Origin of the sequence: Methylophaga nitratireducenticrescens (assembly GCF_000260985.4) — a bacterium.
Taxonomy (GTDB): Bacteria; Pseudomonadota; Gammaproteobacteria; order Nitrosococcales; family Methylophagaceae; genus Methylophaga; species Methylophaga nitratireducenticrescens.
On record NC_017857.3, the window covers coordinates 2,546,382 to 2,562,972 of the forward strand.

The 16,591-nt window shown below is 45.1% G+C and carries 27 protein-coding genes; 10 read left to right on the top strand and 17 right to left on the bottom strand.

Annotation, left to right across the window (positions count from 1 at the left end):
- Positions 1–23 precede the first annotated feature (23 nt).
- Positions 24–566 carry a cytochrome b gene (locus Q7A_RS12025; protein ID WP_041354666.1) on the bottom strand — a complete coding sequence of 181 codons (543 nt, stop codon included), beginning with the start codon at positions 564–566 and terminating at the stop codon, positions 24–26.
- A gap of 29 nt (positions 567–595) precedes the next feature.
- Positions 596–1,168: a hypothetical protein gene (locus Q7A_RS12030; protein ID WP_014707882.1), complete on the bottom strand. Its 573-nt coding sequence runs from the start codon at positions 1,166–1,168 to the stop codon at positions 596–598.
- A gap of 382 nt (positions 1,169–1,550) precedes the next feature.
- Here Q7A_RS12030 and Q7A_RS12035 point away from each other — a divergent pair, with 382 nt between their 5' ends.
- From Q7A_RS12035 to Q7A_RS12045, 3 genes are read left to right on the top strand one after another with little or no spacing between them, the layout of a single operon-like run.
- The gene (locus Q7A_RS12035) at positions 1,551–2,324 is read left to right on the top strand and encodes a 5-oxoprolinase subunit PxpA (protein ID WP_014707884.1); all 774 of its coding nucleotides are present in this window, start codon (positions 1,551–1,553) and stop codon (positions 2,322–2,324) included.
- The gene (gene pxpB, locus Q7A_RS12040; RefSeq protein ID WP_014707885.1) at positions 2,324–3,016 is read left to right on the top strand and encodes a 5-oxoprolinase subunit PxpB; all 693 of its coding nucleotides are present in this window, start codon (positions 2,324–2,326) and stop codon (positions 3,014–3,016) included. Before Q7A_RS12035 ends, pxpB begins: the two co-directional genes overlap by 1 nt.
- On the top strand, positions 3,013–3,942 hold the full coding sequence (locus Q7A_RS12045; protein WP_014707886.1) for a 5-oxoprolinase subunit C family protein: 930 nt from the start codon (positions 3,013–3,015) through the stop codon (positions 3,940–3,942). Before pxpB ends, Q7A_RS12045 begins: the two co-directional genes overlap by 4 nt.
- A 187-nt stretch (positions 3,943–4,129) precedes the next feature.
- On the opposite strand, the gene Q7A_RS12050 is transcribed toward Q7A_RS12045, so the two are convergent.
- The 3 genes from Q7A_RS12050 to Q7A_RS12060 all read right to left on the bottom strand — a co-directional run bounded on the left by Q7A_RS12050 (position 4,130) and on the right by Q7A_RS12060 (position 5,756).
- Positions 4,130–4,999: a phosphoribulokinase gene (locus Q7A_RS12050; RefSeq protein ID WP_014707887.1), complete on the bottom strand. Its 870-nt coding sequence runs from the start codon at positions 4,997–4,999 to the stop codon at positions 4,130–4,132.
- A 48-nt stretch (positions 5,000–5,047) separates the two neighbouring features.
- Positions 5,048–5,326 carry a fructose-1 6-bisphosphatase type I gene (locus tag Q7A_RS12055; RefSeq protein ID WP_014707888.1) on the bottom strand — a complete coding sequence of 93 codons (279 nt, stop codon included), beginning with the start codon at positions 5,324–5,326 and terminating at the stop codon, positions 5,048–5,050.
- A 79-nt stretch (positions 5,327–5,405) separates the two neighbouring features.
- Entirely contained in the window at positions 5,406–5,756 is a 351-nt protein-coding gene (locus Q7A_RS12060; RefSeq protein ID WP_041355270.1) for a class II fructose-bisphosphate aldolase, read from the bottom strand.
- Between the two features lie 398 nt (positions 5,757–6,154).
- Between Q7A_RS12060 and Q7A_RS12065 the strand changes: the two genes are divergently transcribed.
- Both Q7A_RS12065 and vapC read left to right on the top strand, forming a co-directional pair.
- Complete coding sequence (locus Q7A_RS12065) at positions 6,155–6,349, top strand: type II toxin-antitoxin system VapB family antitoxin (RefSeq protein WP_014707891.1); 195 nt, start codon at positions 6,155–6,157, stop codon at positions 6,347–6,349.
- A complete protein-coding gene (vapC, locus tag Q7A_RS12070) occupies positions 6,346–6,747 on the top strand; it encodes a type II toxin-antitoxin system VapC family toxin (protein WP_014707892.1) in 402 nt (133 codons plus the stop codon). Before Q7A_RS12065 ends, vapC begins: the two co-directional genes overlap by 4 nt.
- 163 nt (positions 6,748–6,910) lie before the next feature.
- Here vapC and Q7A_RS12075 read toward each other — a convergent pair whose 3' ends face one another.
- From Q7A_RS12075 to Q7A_RS12100, 6 genes are all read right to left on the bottom strand, one after another.
- A complete protein-coding gene (locus Q7A_RS12075; RefSeq protein WP_041354668.1) occupies positions 6,911–7,420 on the bottom strand; it encodes a DUF6653 family protein in 510 nt (169 codons plus the stop codon).
- 86 nt (positions 7,421–7,506) lie between these two features.
- The gene (locus Q7A_RS12080) at positions 7,507–8,082 is read right to left on the bottom strand and encodes an antibiotic biosynthesis monooxygenase (protein ID WP_014707894.1); all 576 of its coding nucleotides are present in this window, start codon (positions 8,080–8,082) and stop codon (positions 7,507–7,509) included.
- A 95-nt stretch (positions 8,083–8,177) separates the two neighbouring features.
- The gene (locus Q7A_RS12085) at positions 8,178–8,477 is read right to left on the bottom strand and encodes a hypothetical protein (RefSeq protein ID WP_052501231.1); all 300 of its coding nucleotides are present in this window, start codon (positions 8,475–8,477) and stop codon (positions 8,178–8,180) included.
- The gene (locus Q7A_RS12090; RefSeq protein ID WP_331231971.1) at positions 8,467–8,712 is read right to left on the bottom strand and encodes an NYN domain-containing protein; all 246 of its coding nucleotides are present in this window, start codon (positions 8,710–8,712) and stop codon (positions 8,467–8,469) included. Before Q7A_RS12090 ends, Q7A_RS12085 begins: the two co-directional genes overlap by 11 nt.
- A 171-nt stretch (positions 8,713–8,883) precedes the next feature.
- On the bottom strand, positions 8,884–10,293 hold the full coding sequence (locus Q7A_RS12095; protein WP_238595911.1) for a hypothetical protein: 1,410 nt from the start codon (positions 10,291–10,293) through the stop codon (positions 8,884–8,886).
- Positions 10,294–10,510: 217 nt separating this feature from the next.
- Positions 10,511–11,215, bottom strand: a complete 705-nt coding sequence (locus Q7A_RS12100) for an NYN domain-containing protein (RefSeq protein ID WP_014707897.1) — start codon at positions 11,213–11,215, stop codon at positions 10,511–10,513.
- A gap of 448 nt (positions 11,216–11,663) precedes the next feature.
- Here Q7A_RS12100 and Q7A_RS12110 point away from each other — a divergent pair, with 448 nt between their 5' ends.
- Positions 11,664–11,903, top strand: a complete 240-nt coding sequence (locus Q7A_RS12110; RefSeq protein WP_041354672.1) for a type II toxin-antitoxin system ParD family antitoxin — start codon at positions 11,664–11,666, stop codon at positions 11,901–11,903.
- The gene (locus Q7A_RS12115; protein ID WP_041354673.1) at positions 11,903–12,199 is read left to right on the top strand and encodes a type II toxin-antitoxin system RelE/ParE family toxin; all 297 of its coding nucleotides are present in this window, start codon (positions 11,903–11,905) and stop codon (positions 12,197–12,199) included. The genes Q7A_RS12110 and Q7A_RS12115 overlap by 1 nt, the downstream gene beginning before the upstream one ends.
- A 35-nt stretch (positions 12,200–12,234) precedes the next feature.
- On the opposite strand, the gene Q7A_RS12120 is transcribed toward Q7A_RS12115, so the two are convergent.
- From Q7A_RS12120 to Q7A_RS12145, 6 genes are all read right to left on the bottom strand, one after another.
- Positions 12,235–12,528, bottom strand: coding sequence for a HigA family addiction module antitoxin (locus Q7A_RS12120; protein WP_041354675.1), 294 nt, complete (start codon positions 12,526–12,528; stop codon positions 12,235–12,237).
- A complete protein-coding gene (locus Q7A_RS12125) occupies positions 12,528–12,806 on the bottom strand; it encodes a type II toxin-antitoxin system RelE/ParE family toxin (protein WP_041354677.1) in 279 nt (92 codons plus the stop codon). The genes Q7A_RS12120 and Q7A_RS12125 overlap by 1 nt, the downstream gene beginning before the upstream one ends.
- Before the next feature lie 104 nt (positions 12,807–12,910).
- The gene (locus Q7A_RS12130) at positions 12,911–13,405 is read right to left on the bottom strand and encodes an AAA family ATPase (protein ID WP_041354678.1); all 495 of its coding nucleotides are present in this window, start codon (positions 13,403–13,405) and stop codon (positions 12,911–12,913) included.
- 79 nt (positions 13,406–13,484) lie between these two features.
- On the bottom strand, positions 13,485–13,718 hold the full coding sequence (locus Q7A_RS12135) for a BrnA antitoxin family protein (RefSeq protein ID WP_331231495.1): 234 nt from the start codon (positions 13,716–13,718) through the stop codon (positions 13,485–13,487).
- Positions 13,687–14,001: a HigA family addiction module antitoxin gene (locus tag Q7A_RS12140; RefSeq protein WP_014707903.1), complete on the bottom strand. Its 315-nt coding sequence runs from the start codon at positions 13,999–14,001 to the stop codon at positions 13,687–13,689. Before Q7A_RS12140 ends, Q7A_RS12135 begins: the two co-directional genes overlap by 32 nt.
- A 10-nt stretch (positions 14,002–14,011) precedes the next feature.
- Positions 14,012–14,254 carry a type II toxin-antitoxin system RelE/ParE family toxin gene (locus Q7A_RS12145; protein WP_014707904.1) on the bottom strand — a complete coding sequence of 81 codons (243 nt, stop codon included), beginning with the start codon at positions 14,252–14,254 and terminating at the stop codon, positions 14,012–14,014.
- Positions 14,255–14,500: 246 nt separating this feature from the next.
- Between Q7A_RS12145 and Q7A_RS12150 the strand changes: the two genes are divergently transcribed.
- From Q7A_RS12150 to Q7A_RS12160, 3 genes are all read left to right on the top strand, one after another.
- Entirely contained in the window at positions 14,501–14,833 is a 333-nt protein-coding gene (locus Q7A_RS12150; protein ID WP_014707905.1) for a hypothetical protein, read from the top strand.
- 80 nt (positions 14,834–14,913) lie between these two features.
- Complete coding sequence (locus Q7A_RS12155; RefSeq protein ID WP_014707906.1) at positions 14,914–15,696, top strand: multicopper oxidase domain-containing protein; 783 nt, start codon at positions 14,914–14,916, stop codon at positions 15,694–15,696.
- A complete protein-coding gene (locus Q7A_RS12160) occupies positions 15,683–16,411 on the top strand; it encodes a copper resistance protein B (protein WP_014707907.1) in 729 nt (242 codons plus the stop codon). The genes Q7A_RS12155 and Q7A_RS12160 overlap by 14 nt, the downstream gene beginning before the upstream one ends.
- Positions 16,412–16,591 lie beyond the last annotated feature (180 nt).

Below are 16,591 nucleotides of genomic sequence, written 5' to 3' on the forward strand. Positions count from 1 at the left end.
AATTTTAACTATTACAGCGATGCTTACCAACGCATCATGCGTCTGATAATACCGTCATTTCGATAAGAATGATAAATCGCGCCACTGACATGCACTGTGACTAATGCCAGCAGAATCCATGCTGAGTAGGTGTGTAGCTCACCCCAGAATTCATTCATATCCTCATTGGCTTTAGCAATACGTGGCAAGGTAAATGACCACCACACTACGGTATCCCACTTGGTATGTGCCGAAGAGAGATAACCACTGATACAGACAAAAAAGATAAGTCCGTAAATGGCGATGTGGGCCAGGATCGCTGACTTATGCATCCACGGCGTCATATCCTGTGCCGACGGCGGTGCCGGAGGGTATTTTAATCGCATATAAAGCATCACGATCAACAGTACTACCAGCGTCAACCCGATGTTTTTGTGCAATTGAAATGGAAAAGCCCGAAATTGAAGTTCCTGCGATGGTAACGGTAAACCCATCATCCACCAACTGGAAATAAAGAGAAAAAAGATTGATACGGCCAGCAACCAGTGAAGGACCACGACCGCTCTGTTAAAACCTTGTCTTTGCATAATATCTTCCAATTAATTATTTGTGAGAATCAGGCAACTTCACGATGAATGCGTGCCGCTTCGGTATGTCGACCAGCGAGAGCGCCAACCAATAGCATCAAATGCAAAATGAACCACAACAGGATGCTCCAAAGGTACATGCCTCGCAAAATAGGTCCCGCGTTCACCACGGTTGCAAACTGCAGCAGATCAATTATTGCCAGTCCGGCAAATATCACTACAGCCGCCATGGAAGACCATGAGGTGTAGTTCACCAGAGCGCCACCGATAATCACTGAGGAAAACGCAAGTAAGGTACCGATTAATGCCAGAGCCATCATCGTGCCCGGAAATCCCTCGGGGGTTGATTGCACAACACCTTGTACATAATCAACAAGGAATTCACACTGTTCAAGAGTGATGCCTTCTTCATCAAGTTCGCCTAATGGACAATCTGCCTCAGGCATTTCGCCCGATGCCGGCATATTGGAAGTAATTACTGATTGTTTCATTAACTCTGTGCCATGCATTGCTGTCAGAAAGACACCCAGCATGATCGCCACTACGCCAAGAATACTGGCCCAGTTAGGCGTCGAGCTATTATTTAGATCGTTAGATACCATAAGCACCTGCCCTCAATTATTATTGATTAATTATTTTTGAACAGAAAACAGCACGTCTGGTAGACGTTTACTACTCTCTCCTTATAAGCCCTGCTCGTCAATGATAGTCTCCATTGCTGAATGGCTATCGATGAACAACAAAACCTTCAAACGTTTGGCTAATTTCTACACAGCAGTCACGCTGATTCAGTTTTATTATGTTCAGCCGCCAAACGAATAAAGCCTCTGACTTGCAAGGCTATCATAAGTTCAAACTTCAGGAATAGCTCCTCAAAAATAAGTACCTTCAACATTAGTGAACATGGCAAACCAGGAAAATTTCTGTCATGAAAATAAGGGTGTATCCTCTACCTAACCTTTCAATTACTGAACTTGCTGAACCATGAACCATAGCCAACTCCCAATCAAAAAACTGTTATTGAACTGTGATATGGGCGAAAGTCTTGGCCAGTGGTCAATGGGAATGGATGAACAGGTTATGCCATTGGTGGATATGGCCAATATTGCCTGTGGCTTTCATGCCTCTGACCCCGTCACCATGACCCGAACCGTCTTATTGGCGAAACACTCAAAAACACAAATTGGTGCTCATCCAAGTTATCCAGATCTGATTGGCTTTGGTCGTCGCAGCATGCAATGCTCACCCTTGGAAATTATTTCCATGGTGCAATATCAGATTGGCGCTTTGGACGGCATCTGCCGCGCCCATGATGCTCGTGTTGAATATGTTAAGCCGCATGGCGCGCTGTATAACGATATGATGCGTGATGCCGATATTCTGCGCGCAGTGCTTGAGGCTATTACCTCCTACGATAGTAACTTGCCCTTAATGGTACTGGCCTCCACTGATAATCGTAAAACCGAATCGATTGCTGCCGAGTTTGGTATCAAATTACTCTTCGAAGCCTATGCTGATCGTGCCTATGAGAATAACGGCCAACTGCGACCCCGCACTCAGGAAGGCGCTGTTTATCATTCAGAACAACAAATCCTTGAACAGGCTTTATTGCTGGCCACCGAAGGTATTGTCATCAGCCGAAATGGTCAGCGATTAAAGCTCGATGCTGACACTTTATGTGTACATGGGGATAACGCTGAAGCTGTGAAGGCTGTTCGACATATCCGCAATTCCTTCAACAAACTTTATCGCAGCTGATGAAGCTCGAGTTTCATATTGAACATGCTGGACCGGATGCCGTGTTAATCCGGTTTGGTGATCAGTTAAACACGGATCTGGTCCCCATCATTCGTGCCGCCACCAAACGGCTACAAAAAGAATTTCAGGAAGAAATTCGCGGCTTGGTGCCAAGCTATACCACCCTGATGCTTTGTTATGATCCAAGAAAGAATGACTTCCCCAGCATTCAGCATAAAATTCAGCAGCATCTTGCCAACTTGAATATCAGCCCTACCGAAATGGGTAAATTGGTTGAAATTCCGGTGTGGTATCACCCTGAGGTGGGGCCTGATTTACAACATGTTGCCGAGTATCATCAAATCAGCATTGATGACGTTATTCATCGGCATAGCGAAACCATTTATCAAATCTTTGCCATTGGCTTTGCACCTGGCTTTGCTTATATGGGCAATGTATCGGACCAACTCGCCACACCAAGACTGAAAACACCACGACCTCATGTTGCGGCCGGTTCAGTTGCCATTGCCGATCAACAAACTGCGGTGTATCCGATCAGTACACCCGGTGGCTGGAATATTCTAGGTCGTACGACGATGAAAATGTTTGACCGTAACAGCCCTAAATTATGTCCAGTGCGTCCTGGTGACAGAGTGAAATTTGTATCGGTCAGCAAAGCTGAATTTCTCTTGGCAGGAGGCCAGATCGAATGACGCAGCCCGGTCTAAAAGTGCTCAAACCTGGCATTTTAACGCTGGTGCAGGATTTGGGACGCTTTGCCTATCAACATATCGGGCTCTCACCCGGCGGTGCTGCCGACGAACATGCTTTTTTATGGGCTAACCGTTTACTTAATAATCCACCTAACAGCCCGGCTTTAGAGATTTGTTTTGGTGGTTTACAACTTGAAGTATTAGCTAATACCAATATCGCCATAACCGGCGCTGAGATGAACGCCACCATCAATGATAACCCTATTGAAAACTGGCAAACGCATACCCTCAAGGTGGGCGATAAACTGAATTTTGCCCATGCGACATCCGGTATACGTAGCTATCTGGCGATACAGAATGGTTTTGAGTTGCAACCCAGCTTTGGCTCTGTCGCGACAGTCATGCGAGAAAAAATTGGCGGCATTGACGGTTACGGCAATCCGTTAAAAACCAATGACTTTTTGCCTTGCAGTCAACACCAACCAAAATTAACTACGCGTGTCCCGCCGCTATTTATTCCAGACTATCAGCAACCTTTAATTCTCAGTGTGATGTCTGGCAATCAGACTGATGAGTTCGATGCAGCCGAACTGGGAAAGCTTTATAACCGGATATACCGTATATCACCACAAAGCGATCGCATGGGGCTTCGACTGGAAGGCGAACCGATTATTCCTAATGTGCAAGGAATTATTTCTGAAGGCATCGCCTATGGCACCATCCAGCTGCCGCCGGATGGCCAGCCCATTATCCTGCTGAAAGATCGCCAGACCATGGGCGGCTATCCCAAACTCGGCACTTTGTTTGTGTTGGATGCTTTTTTACTGGCTCAGCAACAAGCCAATACCGAAATTCGATTCACCCAGATTTCGTTGGAAGAAGCACAGGAAAAACTGCGTTATTTCTATCGTTTTTTTGGCGTATAAGTATCAGGCCGATAAAAAGTCAAGTTGTCTGATGCTCAGGCTTTACTGATATCTTTCTAAATCCGGACCATTCAACATAAGATCAGGGTCTATTTAACCCAAAGCACCCTCATCAAATGCAAATAACGCTTCATAACCAGAATATTTCGCAAATGAAATATTCTTTTGTCCCACCTTTACAGCGTCTTTAACCACGCTTACGTTTATCCATTATCCTTTCGACGAACGGTGTCAGAATGATTTCCATCGCCAGGCCCATCTTGACGCCGGGTACCACAATATTGTTGGGACGTGACATGAACGAATCTTTCAGCATTGACAGGTAATAGGGAAAGTCCGCCACTTCCGGGTTCTTGAAACGGATCACACACAGACTTTCATCCGCCGTCGGGATTTCACGCATCACAAAGGGGTTGGAAGTATCGATGAGTGGCACCCGTTGGAAGTTGATATGGGTACGGGAAAATTGGGGTGTTATATGGTGAATATAATCCGGCATCCGCTTGAGGATCACGTCCACCACGGCATCCTGCGAATAGCCACGGTTGGCGCAGTCACGTTTGATTTTCTGAATCCATTCGATATTGATAACCGGTACCACACCAATCAACAAATCGGTGTACTGGGCAATATTGACTTCATCAGTGACTACACCGCCATGCAACCCCTCATAAAACAGTAAATCACTGTCATTATCGATTTCTTGCCACTTGGTAAAGGTGCCTGGGGGTTGGTTATATCTGGTTGCTTCACACTGATCATGGATGTAGTGACGCTTTTCACCACGACCGCTTTCAGAATAGGTTTGGAACAGTTGTTCCAATTTATCCAGGCAGTTTGCTTCCGGCCCGAAGTGGGTCAGCGAACGGCCTTCTGCTTCAGCATTGATGATTTCAGCGCGCATTTCTTCACGGGTATATTTGTGAAAGCTATCGCCCTCAATAACGACGGGGTTGATATTAGCCCGGCGAAAAATATCTTCAAAAGCATGTTTTACGGTTGAAGTACCGGCTCCTGAAGAACCGGTAACAGCAATAATCGGATGGGAAATAGACATTTAAGCCTTCTCCTTGGTGGTAGGCATTGGGAGGCGGATTTGACTTTCTTACGAGCACAATTTCCGGGCTAGGTAGCCGACCCACGAGAAGGCATCGAGCAGCATGTCATTGGCAATGAAATCGGGCTGATGTTGGGTTTTACCTTTTAGATTGGTTGAGTTCGAGGCGCCCAACATGCCAGTAATGACGCCTCGACCAACCGTAAAAGAATTTTGTTTACATGCTGTTGCTAGATCGTTTTGCAACAGACTTAAATAGCCCGATTCATCAGGCAGCGATTGCTGCTGTTCAAAGATGAACGGGGTTAAGGTTTTATGTGTGCTCATTTATCGCTCCAAATTCTGCGAAATAACAATGAATGGTTTCATGACCTTAAATTGTCGGATTGTTGGTTATTGTTATGCGCTAGGCATAATCTCCCCTGGTGTATTTGTTTATCTTCAAGCATTGACCATCCATCATTAGCGAGCTGAAACCTGACTGAATTGTCCTGACGCAGACAGCCGGTGACGCACCGTGATCTCGATGCATAACAACGGGGATATGGAGATAACGTTTAATGGACGCGAGAAATAACTGACGAAGAAATGATTTACCGGCAACATTTCTGCCACTTGCTGAACCTTGCTTGATAACCGGACTGTCTCCAGCATCTGCTGCCTGCATCTGTTCCAGATTATTGACTTTGAAGCTGGGAACTACAAAGTCATGCTCTGCGGCATAATCAAGCAGTTGTCGTAATGTTAGTAATGCCAAAATATTCATCCTTTCGATTTGCAATTCCATAGGTGGAAAAGCGTGTCACTGATGACCAGTCATTTCTGATTTTTTTAATCTAGACCAAGGATGCAATAAATAAAAGACATAATTATTTATGTTCGGTATAAATAAAATTTATAATTTAAGTTTCAACTATCATTTCATGACAGCACAGGATGGAGTGGTCGGCCATCCTTCTTGTTTTGGCTGGATGGCTTTTTTATTGGCTTAGCCGAAGTGAGATTTAATAAGATTCGGTGAGATGGAGCTCAGGAAAAAGCAGCCATCTTTCATCGGTTTTTTGGAGTGTAAGTATCGTTGAATTCCGCTGGTTGTGATATCGCTTTTCTCATGATAATGTGTATATATCTTAAATACATACACACAGGTGATTTATGAGAACCAACATTGTTATAGATGACAAATTGATGGCTGAGGCTCTAAAAGCATCGGGTTGCACCACCAAAAAAGAAGCAGTAGAACAAGGTCTTAAACTCCTGCTTCTGCGAAGTCAGCAGCAGGATATTCGTAAGCTGCGCGGCCGGGTCAAATGGGAAGGTGATCTGGACGAAATGCGAGGAGGCAAATGATACTGGTCGATACCAGCGTTTGGATCGATTACTTCAATGGTGTTCAAAACCAACATACCGATACGCTCGATGCCGGGATTGTCGAAGGTACTATCGCCATGGGGGATTTGATTTTCCTGGAAATACTCCAAGGTATCCGCGACGACCGCGATTATCGTTTAACCAAGCAGACCCTGCTTACGCTGGAACGGCTTGAAATGTTTGGCAAAGGCATGCCTGAAAAATGCGCTGAAAATTATCGTGCACTGCGCAAAAAAGGCATCACCATCCGTAAGACAACAGATGTCATAATCGCCTCTTTCTGTATCGAACAAAGAATACCGTTACTGTTCCTTGACCGTGACTTCATTCCATTCGTTGAACATCTTGGTTTACGTTCGGTGTTGCCATACCCCTAGGGCGTGTTTATCTTAAATTTCAGCCTCAACCTGAAGGGCTGGGGCTATATTTCCGCCTACGGTGTTGGAAATGCCTTATGTAGAACAACTACATCCATCATTTATACCTTGTCTGACGAAAATATAGCTTCCAGCAGTGGTGGCTCTGAGAGATCAACAAGCCCTAATACTCCCAACTTCGATAAAGCTCGTTCTTCTCCTTCATATCTTCGTAAAGCCAGACCATTCGGTCCAGGTACCAGCTCTTGCCAAGATAGGCCAATGCAACACCTAACATAGCGCCCCATACCGAGAAATAGACAGTCGCCCAGACCGACAACAGCACGCCTACCAACGAAATTCCATTAAGAATCGCATGTAGCGGAGTGTTATGGTTATCCGGTATTGGAACAATATCCCGGTTCAAAAAAACGCGCTCGCCCAGAACAGCCTTTGATGCCCAGTTTTTGGTCGATTTAGGTTTTTTGAAAAGAATTGGATTGAAAAATAACCACAGAAGCGATGCCAGCCCTGGCACCAAACACCACCAGCCAATCCACTCTCTACTCCAGAACGCGATGACGATAACAGGTAGCACAGAATATCGGGTCCAGACACTGATTGGATTCGCGTGCCTCATCCAGTTGTCATCATCAAGCTTAAAAAGCCCGGCAATCTTCCGTTCTAATGTCATTTCACATTACCGATAGGGTAATCATCGGGGTCGAGTAAAATAGCCAGCATTTGAAACCTCTTGATCTCAAGGTCCTTTTTCTAAGCCTAACAGCCACGAAACAACCATGCATGAATGAGCTTGGTATAGCGCGGCATTACCACATAGACCATCAGCAAAACCGCAATAACGGTAATGATCAAGTTATCCAGATAATGATTATCAGGTAGTCCCAGCTTGTGAAGTGGCGGTAGCAAAAACGGCAATACCAACACCAGCGGATAGATCGCTGACCAAGTGACCAAAGCCTGTTTCCAGCGAATAGGAATTTTGGTATTCGCCTGCTTCGGCGTAAACCAGAAATCCAGCCCGCTACTAAGATAAAAATCGTCCCCTTTTACCAGTAATGGCGATGCTTTGGCTATCAATTCACTGCGTTTCGCCGACTCCATCCACCCACGCAAATGTGACTGTGTATCAAAGCGAATAATAATCGTATACGTTTCGGTCAATCCCGCGATTGGTCGGATAACATTAAAGTCCAGATGACCCGGCGCACTTTTACTTTGCGGGGTGATCTCATCTAACCAGGCTTCATATTCAGCATGTTTATCCTTATCAACCTGATGGGTAATCACGGCTGTCGCGCCATCAGTTAAGGGATCCGGATGGTTTTGTTGCATAACTCATTTCCTAAAAATCAAGTACATCAATGGCCCCTTAATTCATCACGTTTTCGTTATTTCGTAAATTTCATGCTAAATCTCGGGGCCAGGTTCTAACTCAAATAAATCAATGGTTTTAAACCGGCTGCTCGTGTTTTTAAACCCATAATTTCTGATCCAAAATGAGGCCTCATTTGAGATATTTTATCCAACAGACCCAAGCGTAGCCCAGCCCGCTTCACCTTCAGTGGTCTCGAAAGTCTGCGGCAGCAAATGAAGAACTCACCTATTGAGTTAATATTCTTGGCTTTAACTGTTGTTTTGGTTATTTCATTTTCTGGATTCAGAAAATAAAACATTGGGCAGGTGTTCACAATCGCTGCTGGTGCTTTGCTTTCACCGTCAAGATACATCCTTACCACCAGCGACTATTCTGAACATCATCAGCGCAATACCACAATCCGCTGACAGATAACATATCGCATTAATTTGCTTGGTATACATCACATCCATCAAATTAATGACCAATACGCTATTGGATGTATTTTTTACCTTGGTAGAGTCATATTGCTGTAAGGGTTGAATGATATATTCATGCAACCGATGCTCCCAATCTTTTGGCGTAGATGGTATCCAATTACCATAGATTCACCAATCGCTACTCCAGTATGCCTCCCTCAGAAAAAAGTTAGGGCCAGTTATGACACTGACCCTAACAATTCTCAAACTATATTACGCGTTGAGCCCTGTGACGAAAAGGGGAAATCCAGCTGGTATTAAGTCATAAACGGACTCATGCTTAGCTTCCCCCCTCGTCGACTACCCCAAAAGACGCGTCCGTCCGGCCCAAAGTCCGAAAAGCCCGAAAGCAAAAAGAGGCAATGCCGCTGGTAACGGTACGGCACTCGGATTGGTAAACTGACTGGCGAGCGCTTCGGTAGAGAAAGTACCGTCCGCACCAAAAGTCCAAGAGGAGAAGTTGGTGAATTTCCCTGAAAACAATTCATTACTCGCAATACCGAAAGACATATAGATCAGAGCGTCAGTGATATCAAATGACAAAATATTCGACAGCGAAAAGTCGTTAAAGAAAACACTGTTATCGCCCAGGCCCCCGTCAAAAATGCCGGTGCTCAGCATGCCCGAAGTTGAGGTCAACCCTTCTATGATCAGGTTGTCATCGCCGGCACCAAAGATAACATCACCGATAATCTCGCTGTTGCCCGTCAGTAACAGGCTGCTGTTACCCTGATTGGGTGCAAACTGGATAGCAGTACCCGAGCGGCCAACCAAGCTACCACTGTTCTCAATAGTAATCTCGGATGTACTGGCGTCATCCGTACCAATTGCACGGACGCCTTCGATATAGCCTTCGTTGATGATGGTCAGTGGGCCTGCGACACGATCAGCACCCTGCGTGGGCTCGAACATTGCGTCTACGTCGATGCCACTACCGCCTTCCAAAGGATCGCTTACGGAACCGGTTGAGACAATAACGCCAGTGGCATGGTTGTGCACCTTGCCCTCATCGATATCGATCCCATCATCAGATCCAAGGATTACACCATAGTTATTGGCTTCACCGCTGGCGAATTGCACACCATCTTCATCGTCATTGGCACCGGCATTAGTCCAAGTCTGCGTACCAGCATCCCAAGATAATCCGTTCAAACCGATGGTGCCATGGTTTTCAAGCGTGAAATCTTCACGCGCTTCAATGACTTCTTCACCGCCACGAAGCGTACCGTGGTTAATCACAGTGCCACCTGGGCCACGGCTTTGAATCGCACGACCATCGGTACTTTGGATCAGGCCATAATTGGTGATATGCGCATTTTCGAGTTCATCACCATTATCCAACCTGACAGCCTGCTTTTCTGCGAAGATTTTTCCGCTTTCCCGGTTGATAAGAGTGAAATTATCCGCATCGTCCTGCAGGCGAATACCACGGTCACCGCCACGGATAGTGCCGGAATTGTCGATGGTCAGGTTTGCGCCCTTACCTCGGATCGCATCATCATCACCACTTTCGATCAGCCCCTGATTGTTCAGCGACTGGTTTGAGCCACCCAATTGCACTGGACGTCCGTTCGCACGAACAATTTGTGCATCGCTTTCGATGGTGACTGACAGATTGTCTCGGTTGTCATTGATATTGCCGCTGTCTACGGCGGTGCAGATCAAAGTTGGTGAATCAATCGAACCACCAGAAATGCATGTTGCCGCCATAGTTGGTGCGTTATACAGAGCCGCCAACATTGTAGCGAGTGCTAATTTATGCGTATTTTTCACGTTACCTCCAAGTCAGATAATGAACATCGGAAATGAAGATAGTGATTTATTGTGACAACACTATGAATTTTGAAATTAATGTGAACTATGACACATACTAAAAACTGGAAAACTGATAGCAACCGGCTCAGCCCTACCCTTTGCTCTCATCAATTTACTTATTGCGTGCATTCCGAACTAAAAAAGAATTGCCAGGGCCACGTTTTAACTCAAATAAATCAATAGCTTTAAACAGGCTGCTGAGATTCTTAAAGCCATAATTTCGGGTATCAAATGAGGTCTTATTAGAGATGTTTGCTCCAACCGGCCCCAGCGCCGCCCAGCCGTCTTCATCTTCTGTTGCCTCAATCGCTTGTCGCAGCAAATGTATCAGTTTGGTATCGGATTTAATGTTCTTGGGCTTAACCGTTGTTTTGGTGACTTCTTTTTCTTGATCCAGAAACAGAAACTTAGAGCACGCATTCACAAAAGCTGATGGTGTTTTCCGCTCACCAAAGCCCAACACCACCTTCCCTTCCGCTAAAGCTCTTGTTACCATCGGCGTAAAATCACAATCCGACGACACAAAACACATCACATCAATCTGCTTGGTATACATCACATCCATCGCATCAATAACCAATGCGATATCCGACGCATTTTTCCCCTTGGTTAAATCATATTGCTGTATCGGTTGAATGGCATATTCATGCAACAGATCTTCCCAGGCCTTTAGCGTAGGTGACTTCCAATTGCCATAGGCTTTACGAATAGTGACCACACCATAGTTTGCGACTTCGCTCAGAACATCCTCAAACTTACTCGCGGGCGCATTATCCGCATCAATAAATAATGCGATTTTCTGTTTTAGTTCATCCATGTTTGCACCTCAAGCGAATATAGATTTGTAGGCAATGCTCTCTCTTAGTCAGTCTGATTTTTTATTACGGCTTTAGCAATGATAACTGAATGAGTTTTATTTGGAGCTGAACCTTAGATCCAATTAAATCAAGTTGGCTGACCCCTTGATTTCCTACTTGATTTCCACTTGATTTCCCCTTTGGATTTATTGGCGACTGATCAACGCTCTCGTTTTGTGTCTGGGCATTTTCAGGCTCAGGCGTTTGCTCGTTATCAGTTTGTTTGGACGGGTCACACATACCAACATTCAACCTATTGTTGTCGTGAATTACTTGTTAAGACAAACTCTAAGGCGTAATGGTCGTCGGCGAAATGATTGAGGTTAAATCATCATGTTTACATTGGCTTGCATTGTTATATCAGCTGGATAACAATATACCAATTATTGGTACTTGTGGAATAGCATCATGCATAAGAACACTAGCGTTAGTCTTGGCCAACATTTTGATACATTCATTTCTGAACAACTCAAAAGTGGCCGATACAGCTCAACAAGTGAGGTTGTTCGTGCAGGATTGCGATTGCTTGAAGAGTCTGAAACTAGACTCACCACACTTCGAAAATTGCTTAAAGAAGGCGAAGATAGTGGTTTCGAGGAATATTCCTATGATGCTTTTATTCGTGAACTGGATAATGAAGGACACTAATGCCAAGTTTCAAGCTTTCCAGGAAGGCCAAAGCTGATCTCAAATCTATAGCCCTTTACACGGAACGTGAATGGGGTCGGGATCAACGAAACCACTACATTCTTCAGTTTGATCATTGCTTCAAGCTTTTGGTTGAGAATCCGAAGTTGGGGCAAAGCTGCGATGAAATAAGTCTGGGTTATCGTCAACACCTTCAGGGCAGCCATGTTATTTTCTACCAACAGAACGCTGAAGGTACTATTGAGATTATCCGTATCCTCCACAAGAACATGTTGCCTGAAGGATATCTGATTTAGAGAATAACACTCGCTTAATCAGACAGGATTGATGGTTATGCTGCAGTTAATTCGACCTTGTGAACTCTATCCAACTTAATGTTTTTCCCTGCCTGCCAAAGGTCATAGGCATCTTGCATGGCGAGCCAACTCTGGGGAGTTCGGCCAAGCGATTTTGACAGGCGCAGTGCCATTTCGGGGCTTACTCCGCTCTGCTGCTTTAGCACTCGATTTAAAGTAGACGGAGATACATCCAGTTGCTCGGCAAGATAACGACAACTCAGCCCGTATGGCTCCATATACGTTGCCATGATGAACTCACCGGGATGTGGAGGGTTGTGCATAGTCATTAGTGGTAATCCTCATAATCAAGTAGGTACGCATTTCCATCCGAGAACTCAAAAGTCAGTCGCCAATTACCGCTGACGGTTATGGCCCATATACCTTTTCTATCGCCCTTAAGTTGGTGTAACCCGTACCCGGGAATGTCGAGATCATCAATCTCCATTGCGGTACCCAAAGCGGCCAACTGCATTCTGAGCCGCTTGGCATGATTCACCTGAATACCGCGCGAGATCCCTGTCTCGTAGTAACGCCTCAATCCCTTGTGCTTAAAAGACTTGATCATGCGTCATAGTGTAGCGCGTTGCGCAACAGAGTCAACTAACATAACGGCATGCACACATTTAAATTAGGAGTGCAGTCAGTAATTTATTCCAACGCAGCGCTTTGTTATGGATTTACCGTTATTACAGTTAGGTTGAACCCTTCATCCGTTGTGGGCTCAACAAAGTACTTTGTAACCAGCTTGAACATCTGTTCAGTATCAGTTGCCGCCCTCTGTGGTTGTTCTTTGCGCCTTTTTGCAATCTGCTTTAGACAAATTTCATTTGGTTGGTCGATGTAGATTAGCTCATAGGGAGCCTGGATCTCTGAAAAAATGCTTCTAAACCACTCTCGTTGCGGAATCGTATTTGCTGGAAAGTCCATTACCACATCAGTTCCTGTGGTCAGGATCGATTGAACGAGTTTCTTCATTTGGGGCTTAAGCTGAGCAGAATATTTAACGTAATCTTCCAGGGTTTCAATACTATTCGGATACATTGATGCAAGCCACTCATCTTCTGAAAGCAGTACTGCATTTCGTTTCTGAGAGATTTCGAGCGATTTTGTAGTTTTTCCTGATCCCATTTTCCCGCAGAGAAACGTCAATACTCCTTTGTTCATTTCTTACCTCTTATTGCATAACAGCAGGTTAATGATGTCATTGGCCTCATAATAATTATTGCCATTCAATCTTTAACTCTTAATGCGATTGAGCACAGTCACGAAGATAGATATTAAAAAGACTCTGATAAGGGAGGTTCTTCTCTTCAGCGAGATTCTTGAAATACTCCACCGTATCTTCATCAAGCCGGATCGTAACCTGCTTTTTGAGTCTCTTGGTGTATGGATTTTTGGCTGAATCAGAAAAATCGTAGTGATCACGCATGTCGTTTAGCCGAAGCTTATGTCCCATGCCCGATTTCTGATACAGCATTCCACGGACGAATATGCTTCAACTGATCCTCAAGGGCATCTGCTGCAATCTCAGTGTCGTAGGCAGCCTGAGCTCGCAACCAGTAGCCATTAGACAAGCCAAAAAAGCGACAAAGACGAAGATCAGTGTCTGCAGTTATCGAACGATTTCCAGCAATAATCTGGCCGATTCTCTGGGCTGGTACACCAATTTCTTTGGCCAAACGATATTGAGAGATCCCCATTGGCTCAAGAAACTCTTCTTTGAGTAACTCACCTGGTGTTACAGCTTCAATATTACGCATGAGTTGCCTCCTAATGATAATCAACAATCTCGACATCTTCCGCACCGGTATTGGTCCAGCGGAAGCAAACCCGGAACTGCTTGTTGATTCGAATGCTGTACTGACCTTGGCGATCACCATGCAATGACTCCAACATGTTACCGGGCGGTACTTTTAGATCATCAAGCTGACTTGCAGCCTGAACTTGCCGAATTTTCCTTAAAGCAACGCGCTCGAAACTAGCAAAGCGTCTGACACGGCGACCGCTTGCCAACTTCTCGGTATCCTTACACTTGAACGAAATGATCATGGGGTCAATAGTGACGCATAACGTTATTAACGTCAAACGTTACTATACAGAAACGTACATTGGGAAATAGACCCAACAATGTGTTAATAAGGTTGAAGCAGTCCATCGATATACGTTTCAGCATTTACTCTTATCTTAAGAGTTTTGGCATCGTAAAAACTTTTGGCTTATTCTGTGTTTAACTAAACGTAATTTATTGGTAATTAGTTGATGACAAAACCACAGTCTCTTTTTCATTATTTGCTTATCGGCTTGTTTATGCTGTCGATGCTTATGCCTGCTGCGCATGCAGAATATAATGATATGGCTGTGCATCATGAAATGAATCAGCAACAGCATGATTGTCATTCCGATGCTGAACCTCAAGCAAAACAAGATGCCAATTCGCATTGCGCCAGTGACAATTGTCAGTGTGTAGCAACAAACTGTCATGCCTCTGGCGTGTTAGGTTTTCAACCGGTTTTTATGGCGTCGCTTTATTCCCAAAGCCGCCTAGACATTGCTGCTGAGCAGCTTGTTCATCACAAACGCCTACAAAACTAGAACGCCCTCCCCGCAGTTAATCCTCCAGTTGTAATTGGTATCCACGGATACCCAATCGAAACAATCTGAGGATAGATCTCATGAAAATTTTTACTCGCTGGCTGATCGTCATATCAGCTGTATTTTTGCACTACCCTGCCATGGCAACCGTGACCGAATACACCTTGGTGATAGACCGTGAACCGGTCAATATCACTGGCAAAATCGTAGAACGCATCACGGTAAATGGCAGCATTCCTGGGCCGATCATGGAATTCACCGAAGGTGATGAAGCGATTATCCATGTGGTAAACAATCTGGATGAGCCGACTTCGGTTCATTGGCACGGATTACTGCTGCCCCCTGAAATGGATGGTGTGCCGGGACTTGGAGGTTATGAAGCCATCAAAGCGGGTGAAACCTTCACCTATCGTTTTCCGCGTCGTCAAAATGACAACTACTGGCATCACGCGCACAGTGCGTTACAGGAACAGAATGGTCATTATGGCGCGCTGATGATTTACTTCAAGGATGAGCCGGTGGTGCAAGCCGATCGGGATTATGTGGTGCTACTGTCAGATTTCAGTAATGAAACCATGATGGCGCACCCGATACATTTGCATGGCATGTTTGTGCAGCTGGAAAATGGCCAACCCGGTGAAAAGCTGCCCAATAAACACACGGTTAATGTTGCACCGGGCACTGAGTATTCTGTGTTACTGACAGCGGATGAACCCGGCGAATGGGCGTTTCACTGTCACCTGTTGTATCACATGTCTGCTGGCATGATGTCTACCGTGGTCGTCGCTGAATATGACGAAGATGATTTGCCAACCGCTCAACCTGCACCTCACGATATGGGAGGTCATCATGATCATCACTAAATCTAATCTGATTTTCTCCATCGTATTGAGCCTGTTTATCTCCAGCAGCCATGCCGATGATAATCATGATGGGCAAGGGCACGAGCATGAATCACAACTCTTCCATGCCTTATGGTTTGAAGCCCAACATGGCGGTGGCAGTGAGGGTGATAAAAACCATTTAGAGTGGGATGGCTGGATCGGTGGCGATACTCACAAACTTTGGCTGAAAGGTGAACTGGAAGGCCACAAAGGCAAGCTGGAAGAGAGTGAAGTCTGGGCATTATATAGCCGAAATGTGCACGATTTTTGGGATGCACAGATTGGTCTGCGTGTGGATACCCAACCTGAATCTACCCGCTATTTAACGCTGGGTTTTAATGGACTGGCGCCGTATCTGTTTGAAACTCAGGCACATCTGTTTATCAGTGATTATGGTGATGTCAGTGCCCGCTTGAAACAGAAAAATCATCTGTTGTTCACCCAGCGTTTTGGTTTTGAACCCTACTACCAACTGGACTTCACCGCCCATAATGTTGAACGCCAGGAATTAGACCGGGGCTTAAGCCAGGGCGAATTGGGCATCAAACTGTTTTATGAAATCACTCGTAAAGTCGTGCCTTATCTGGATCTGAAATACGAACGCAAATTCGGCCGTACAGCGTCCATCGCCAGAAATGCTGATGAAAGCGAAGAAGACTGGATTTCTTCAGTAGGTATCAAACTGCTTTTTTAAAACCACTCATAAACGCACAAATTTCGTTCCCTCGTTTCGTGTGGGAACGCCGATTTGCCAGGCCTAATCTTCAACTATTCAAAAGTGCGTGATTTCACTCACGACTGCCCTAAATCCCACAATTTTTATACTGACATATTGCTTATTCTTGGTTTAACTTTTTAAACCGGAATAACAGCA

What these genes read in the sequence shown, in the direction of transcription:
- Q7A_RS12025 (WP_041354666.1), bottom strand. Translation starts at nt 566, where the DNA reads ATGCAAAGACAAGGTTTTAACAGAGCGGTCGTGGTCCTTCACTGGTTG.
- Q7A_RS12030 (WP_014707882.1), bottom strand. Translation starts at nt 1,168, where the DNA reads ATGGTATCTAACGATCTAAATAATAGCTCGACGCCTAACTGGGCCAGT.
- Q7A_RS12035 (WP_014707884.1), top strand. Translation starts at nt 1,551, where the DNA reads ATGAACCATAGCCAACTCCCAATCAAAAAACTGTTATTGAACTGTGAT.
- pxpB (WP_014707885.1), top strand. Translation starts at nt 2,324, where the DNA reads ATGAAGCTCGAGTTTCATATTGAACATGCTGGACCGGATGCCGTGTTA.
- Q7A_RS12045 (WP_014707886.1), top strand. Translation starts at nt 3,013, where the DNA reads ATGACGCAGCCCGGTCTAAAAGTGCTCAAACCTGGCATTTTAACGCTG.
- Q7A_RS12050 (WP_014707887.1), bottom strand. Translation starts at nt 4,999, where the DNA reads ATGTCTATTTCCCATCCGATTATTGCTGTTACCGGTTCTTCAGGAGCC.
- Q7A_RS12055 (WP_014707888.1), bottom strand. Translation starts at nt 5,326, where the DNA reads ATGAGCACACATAAAACCTTAACCCCGTTCATCTTTGAACAGCAGCAA.
- Q7A_RS12065 (WP_014707891.1), top strand. Translation starts at nt 6,155, where the DNA reads ATGAGAACCAACATTGTTATAGATGACAAATTGATGGCTGAGGCTCTA.
- vapC (WP_014707892.1), top strand. Translation starts at nt 6,346, where the DNA reads ATGATACTGGTCGATACCAGCGTTTGGATCGATTACTTCAATGGTGTT.
- Q7A_RS12075 (WP_041354668.1), bottom strand. Translation starts at nt 7,420, where the DNA reads ATGACATTAGAACGGAAGATTGCCGGGCTTTTTAAGCTTGATGATGAC.
- Q7A_RS12080 (WP_014707894.1), bottom strand. Translation starts at nt 8,082, where the DNA reads ATGCAACAAAACCATCCGGATCCCTTAACTGATGGCGCGACAGCCGTG.
- Q7A_RS12085 (WP_052501231.1), bottom strand. Translation starts at nt 8,477, where the DNA reads ATGTATCTTGACGGTGAAAGCAAAGCACCAGCAGCGATTGTGAACACC.
- Q7A_RS12095 (WP_238595911.1), bottom strand. Translation starts at nt 10,293, where the DNA reads ATGGCGGCAACATGCATTTCTGGTGGTTCGATTGATTCACCAACTTTG.
- Q7A_RS12100 (WP_014707897.1), bottom strand. Translation starts at nt 11,215, where the DNA reads ATGGATGAACTAAAACAGAAAATCGCATTATTTATTGATGCGGATAAT.
- Q7A_RS12110 (WP_041354672.1), top strand. Translation starts at nt 11,664, where the DNA reads ATGCATAAGAACACTAGCGTTAGTCTTGGCCAACATTTTGATACATTC.
- Q7A_RS12115 (WP_041354673.1), top strand. Translation starts at nt 11,903, where the DNA reads ATGCCAAGTTTCAAGCTTTCCAGGAAGGCCAAAGCTGATCTCAAATCT.
- Q7A_RS12120 (WP_041354675.1), bottom strand. Translation starts at nt 12,528, where the DNA reads ATGACTATGCACAACCCTCCACATCCCGGTGAGTTCATCATGGCAACG.
- Q7A_RS12125 (WP_041354677.1), bottom strand. Translation starts at nt 12,806, where the DNA reads ATGATCAAGTCTTTTAAGCACAAGGGATTGAGGCGTTACTACGAGACA.
- Q7A_RS12130 (WP_041354678.1), bottom strand. Translation starts at nt 13,405, where the DNA reads ATGAACAAAGGAGTATTGACGTTTCTCTGCGGGAAAATGGGATCAGGA.
- Q7A_RS12135 (WP_331231495.1), bottom strand. Translation starts at nt 13,718, where the DNA reads ATGCTGTATCAGAAATCGGGCATGGGACATAAGCTTCGGCTAAACGAC.
- Q7A_RS12140 (WP_014707903.1), bottom strand. Translation starts at nt 14,001, where the DNA reads ATGCGTAATATTGAAGCTGTAACACCAGGTGAGTTACTCAAAGAAGAG.
- Q7A_RS12150 (WP_014707905.1), top strand. Translation starts at nt 14,501, where the DNA reads ATGACAAAACCACAGTCTCTTTTTCATTATTTGCTTATCGGCTTGTTT.
- Q7A_RS12155 (WP_014707906.1), top strand. Translation starts at nt 14,914, where the DNA reads ATGAAAATTTTTACTCGCTGGCTGATCGTCATATCAGCTGTATTTTTG.
- Q7A_RS12160 (WP_014707907.1), top strand. Translation starts at nt 15,683, where the DNA reads ATGATCATCACTAAATCTAATCTGATTTTCTCCATCGTATTGAGCCTG.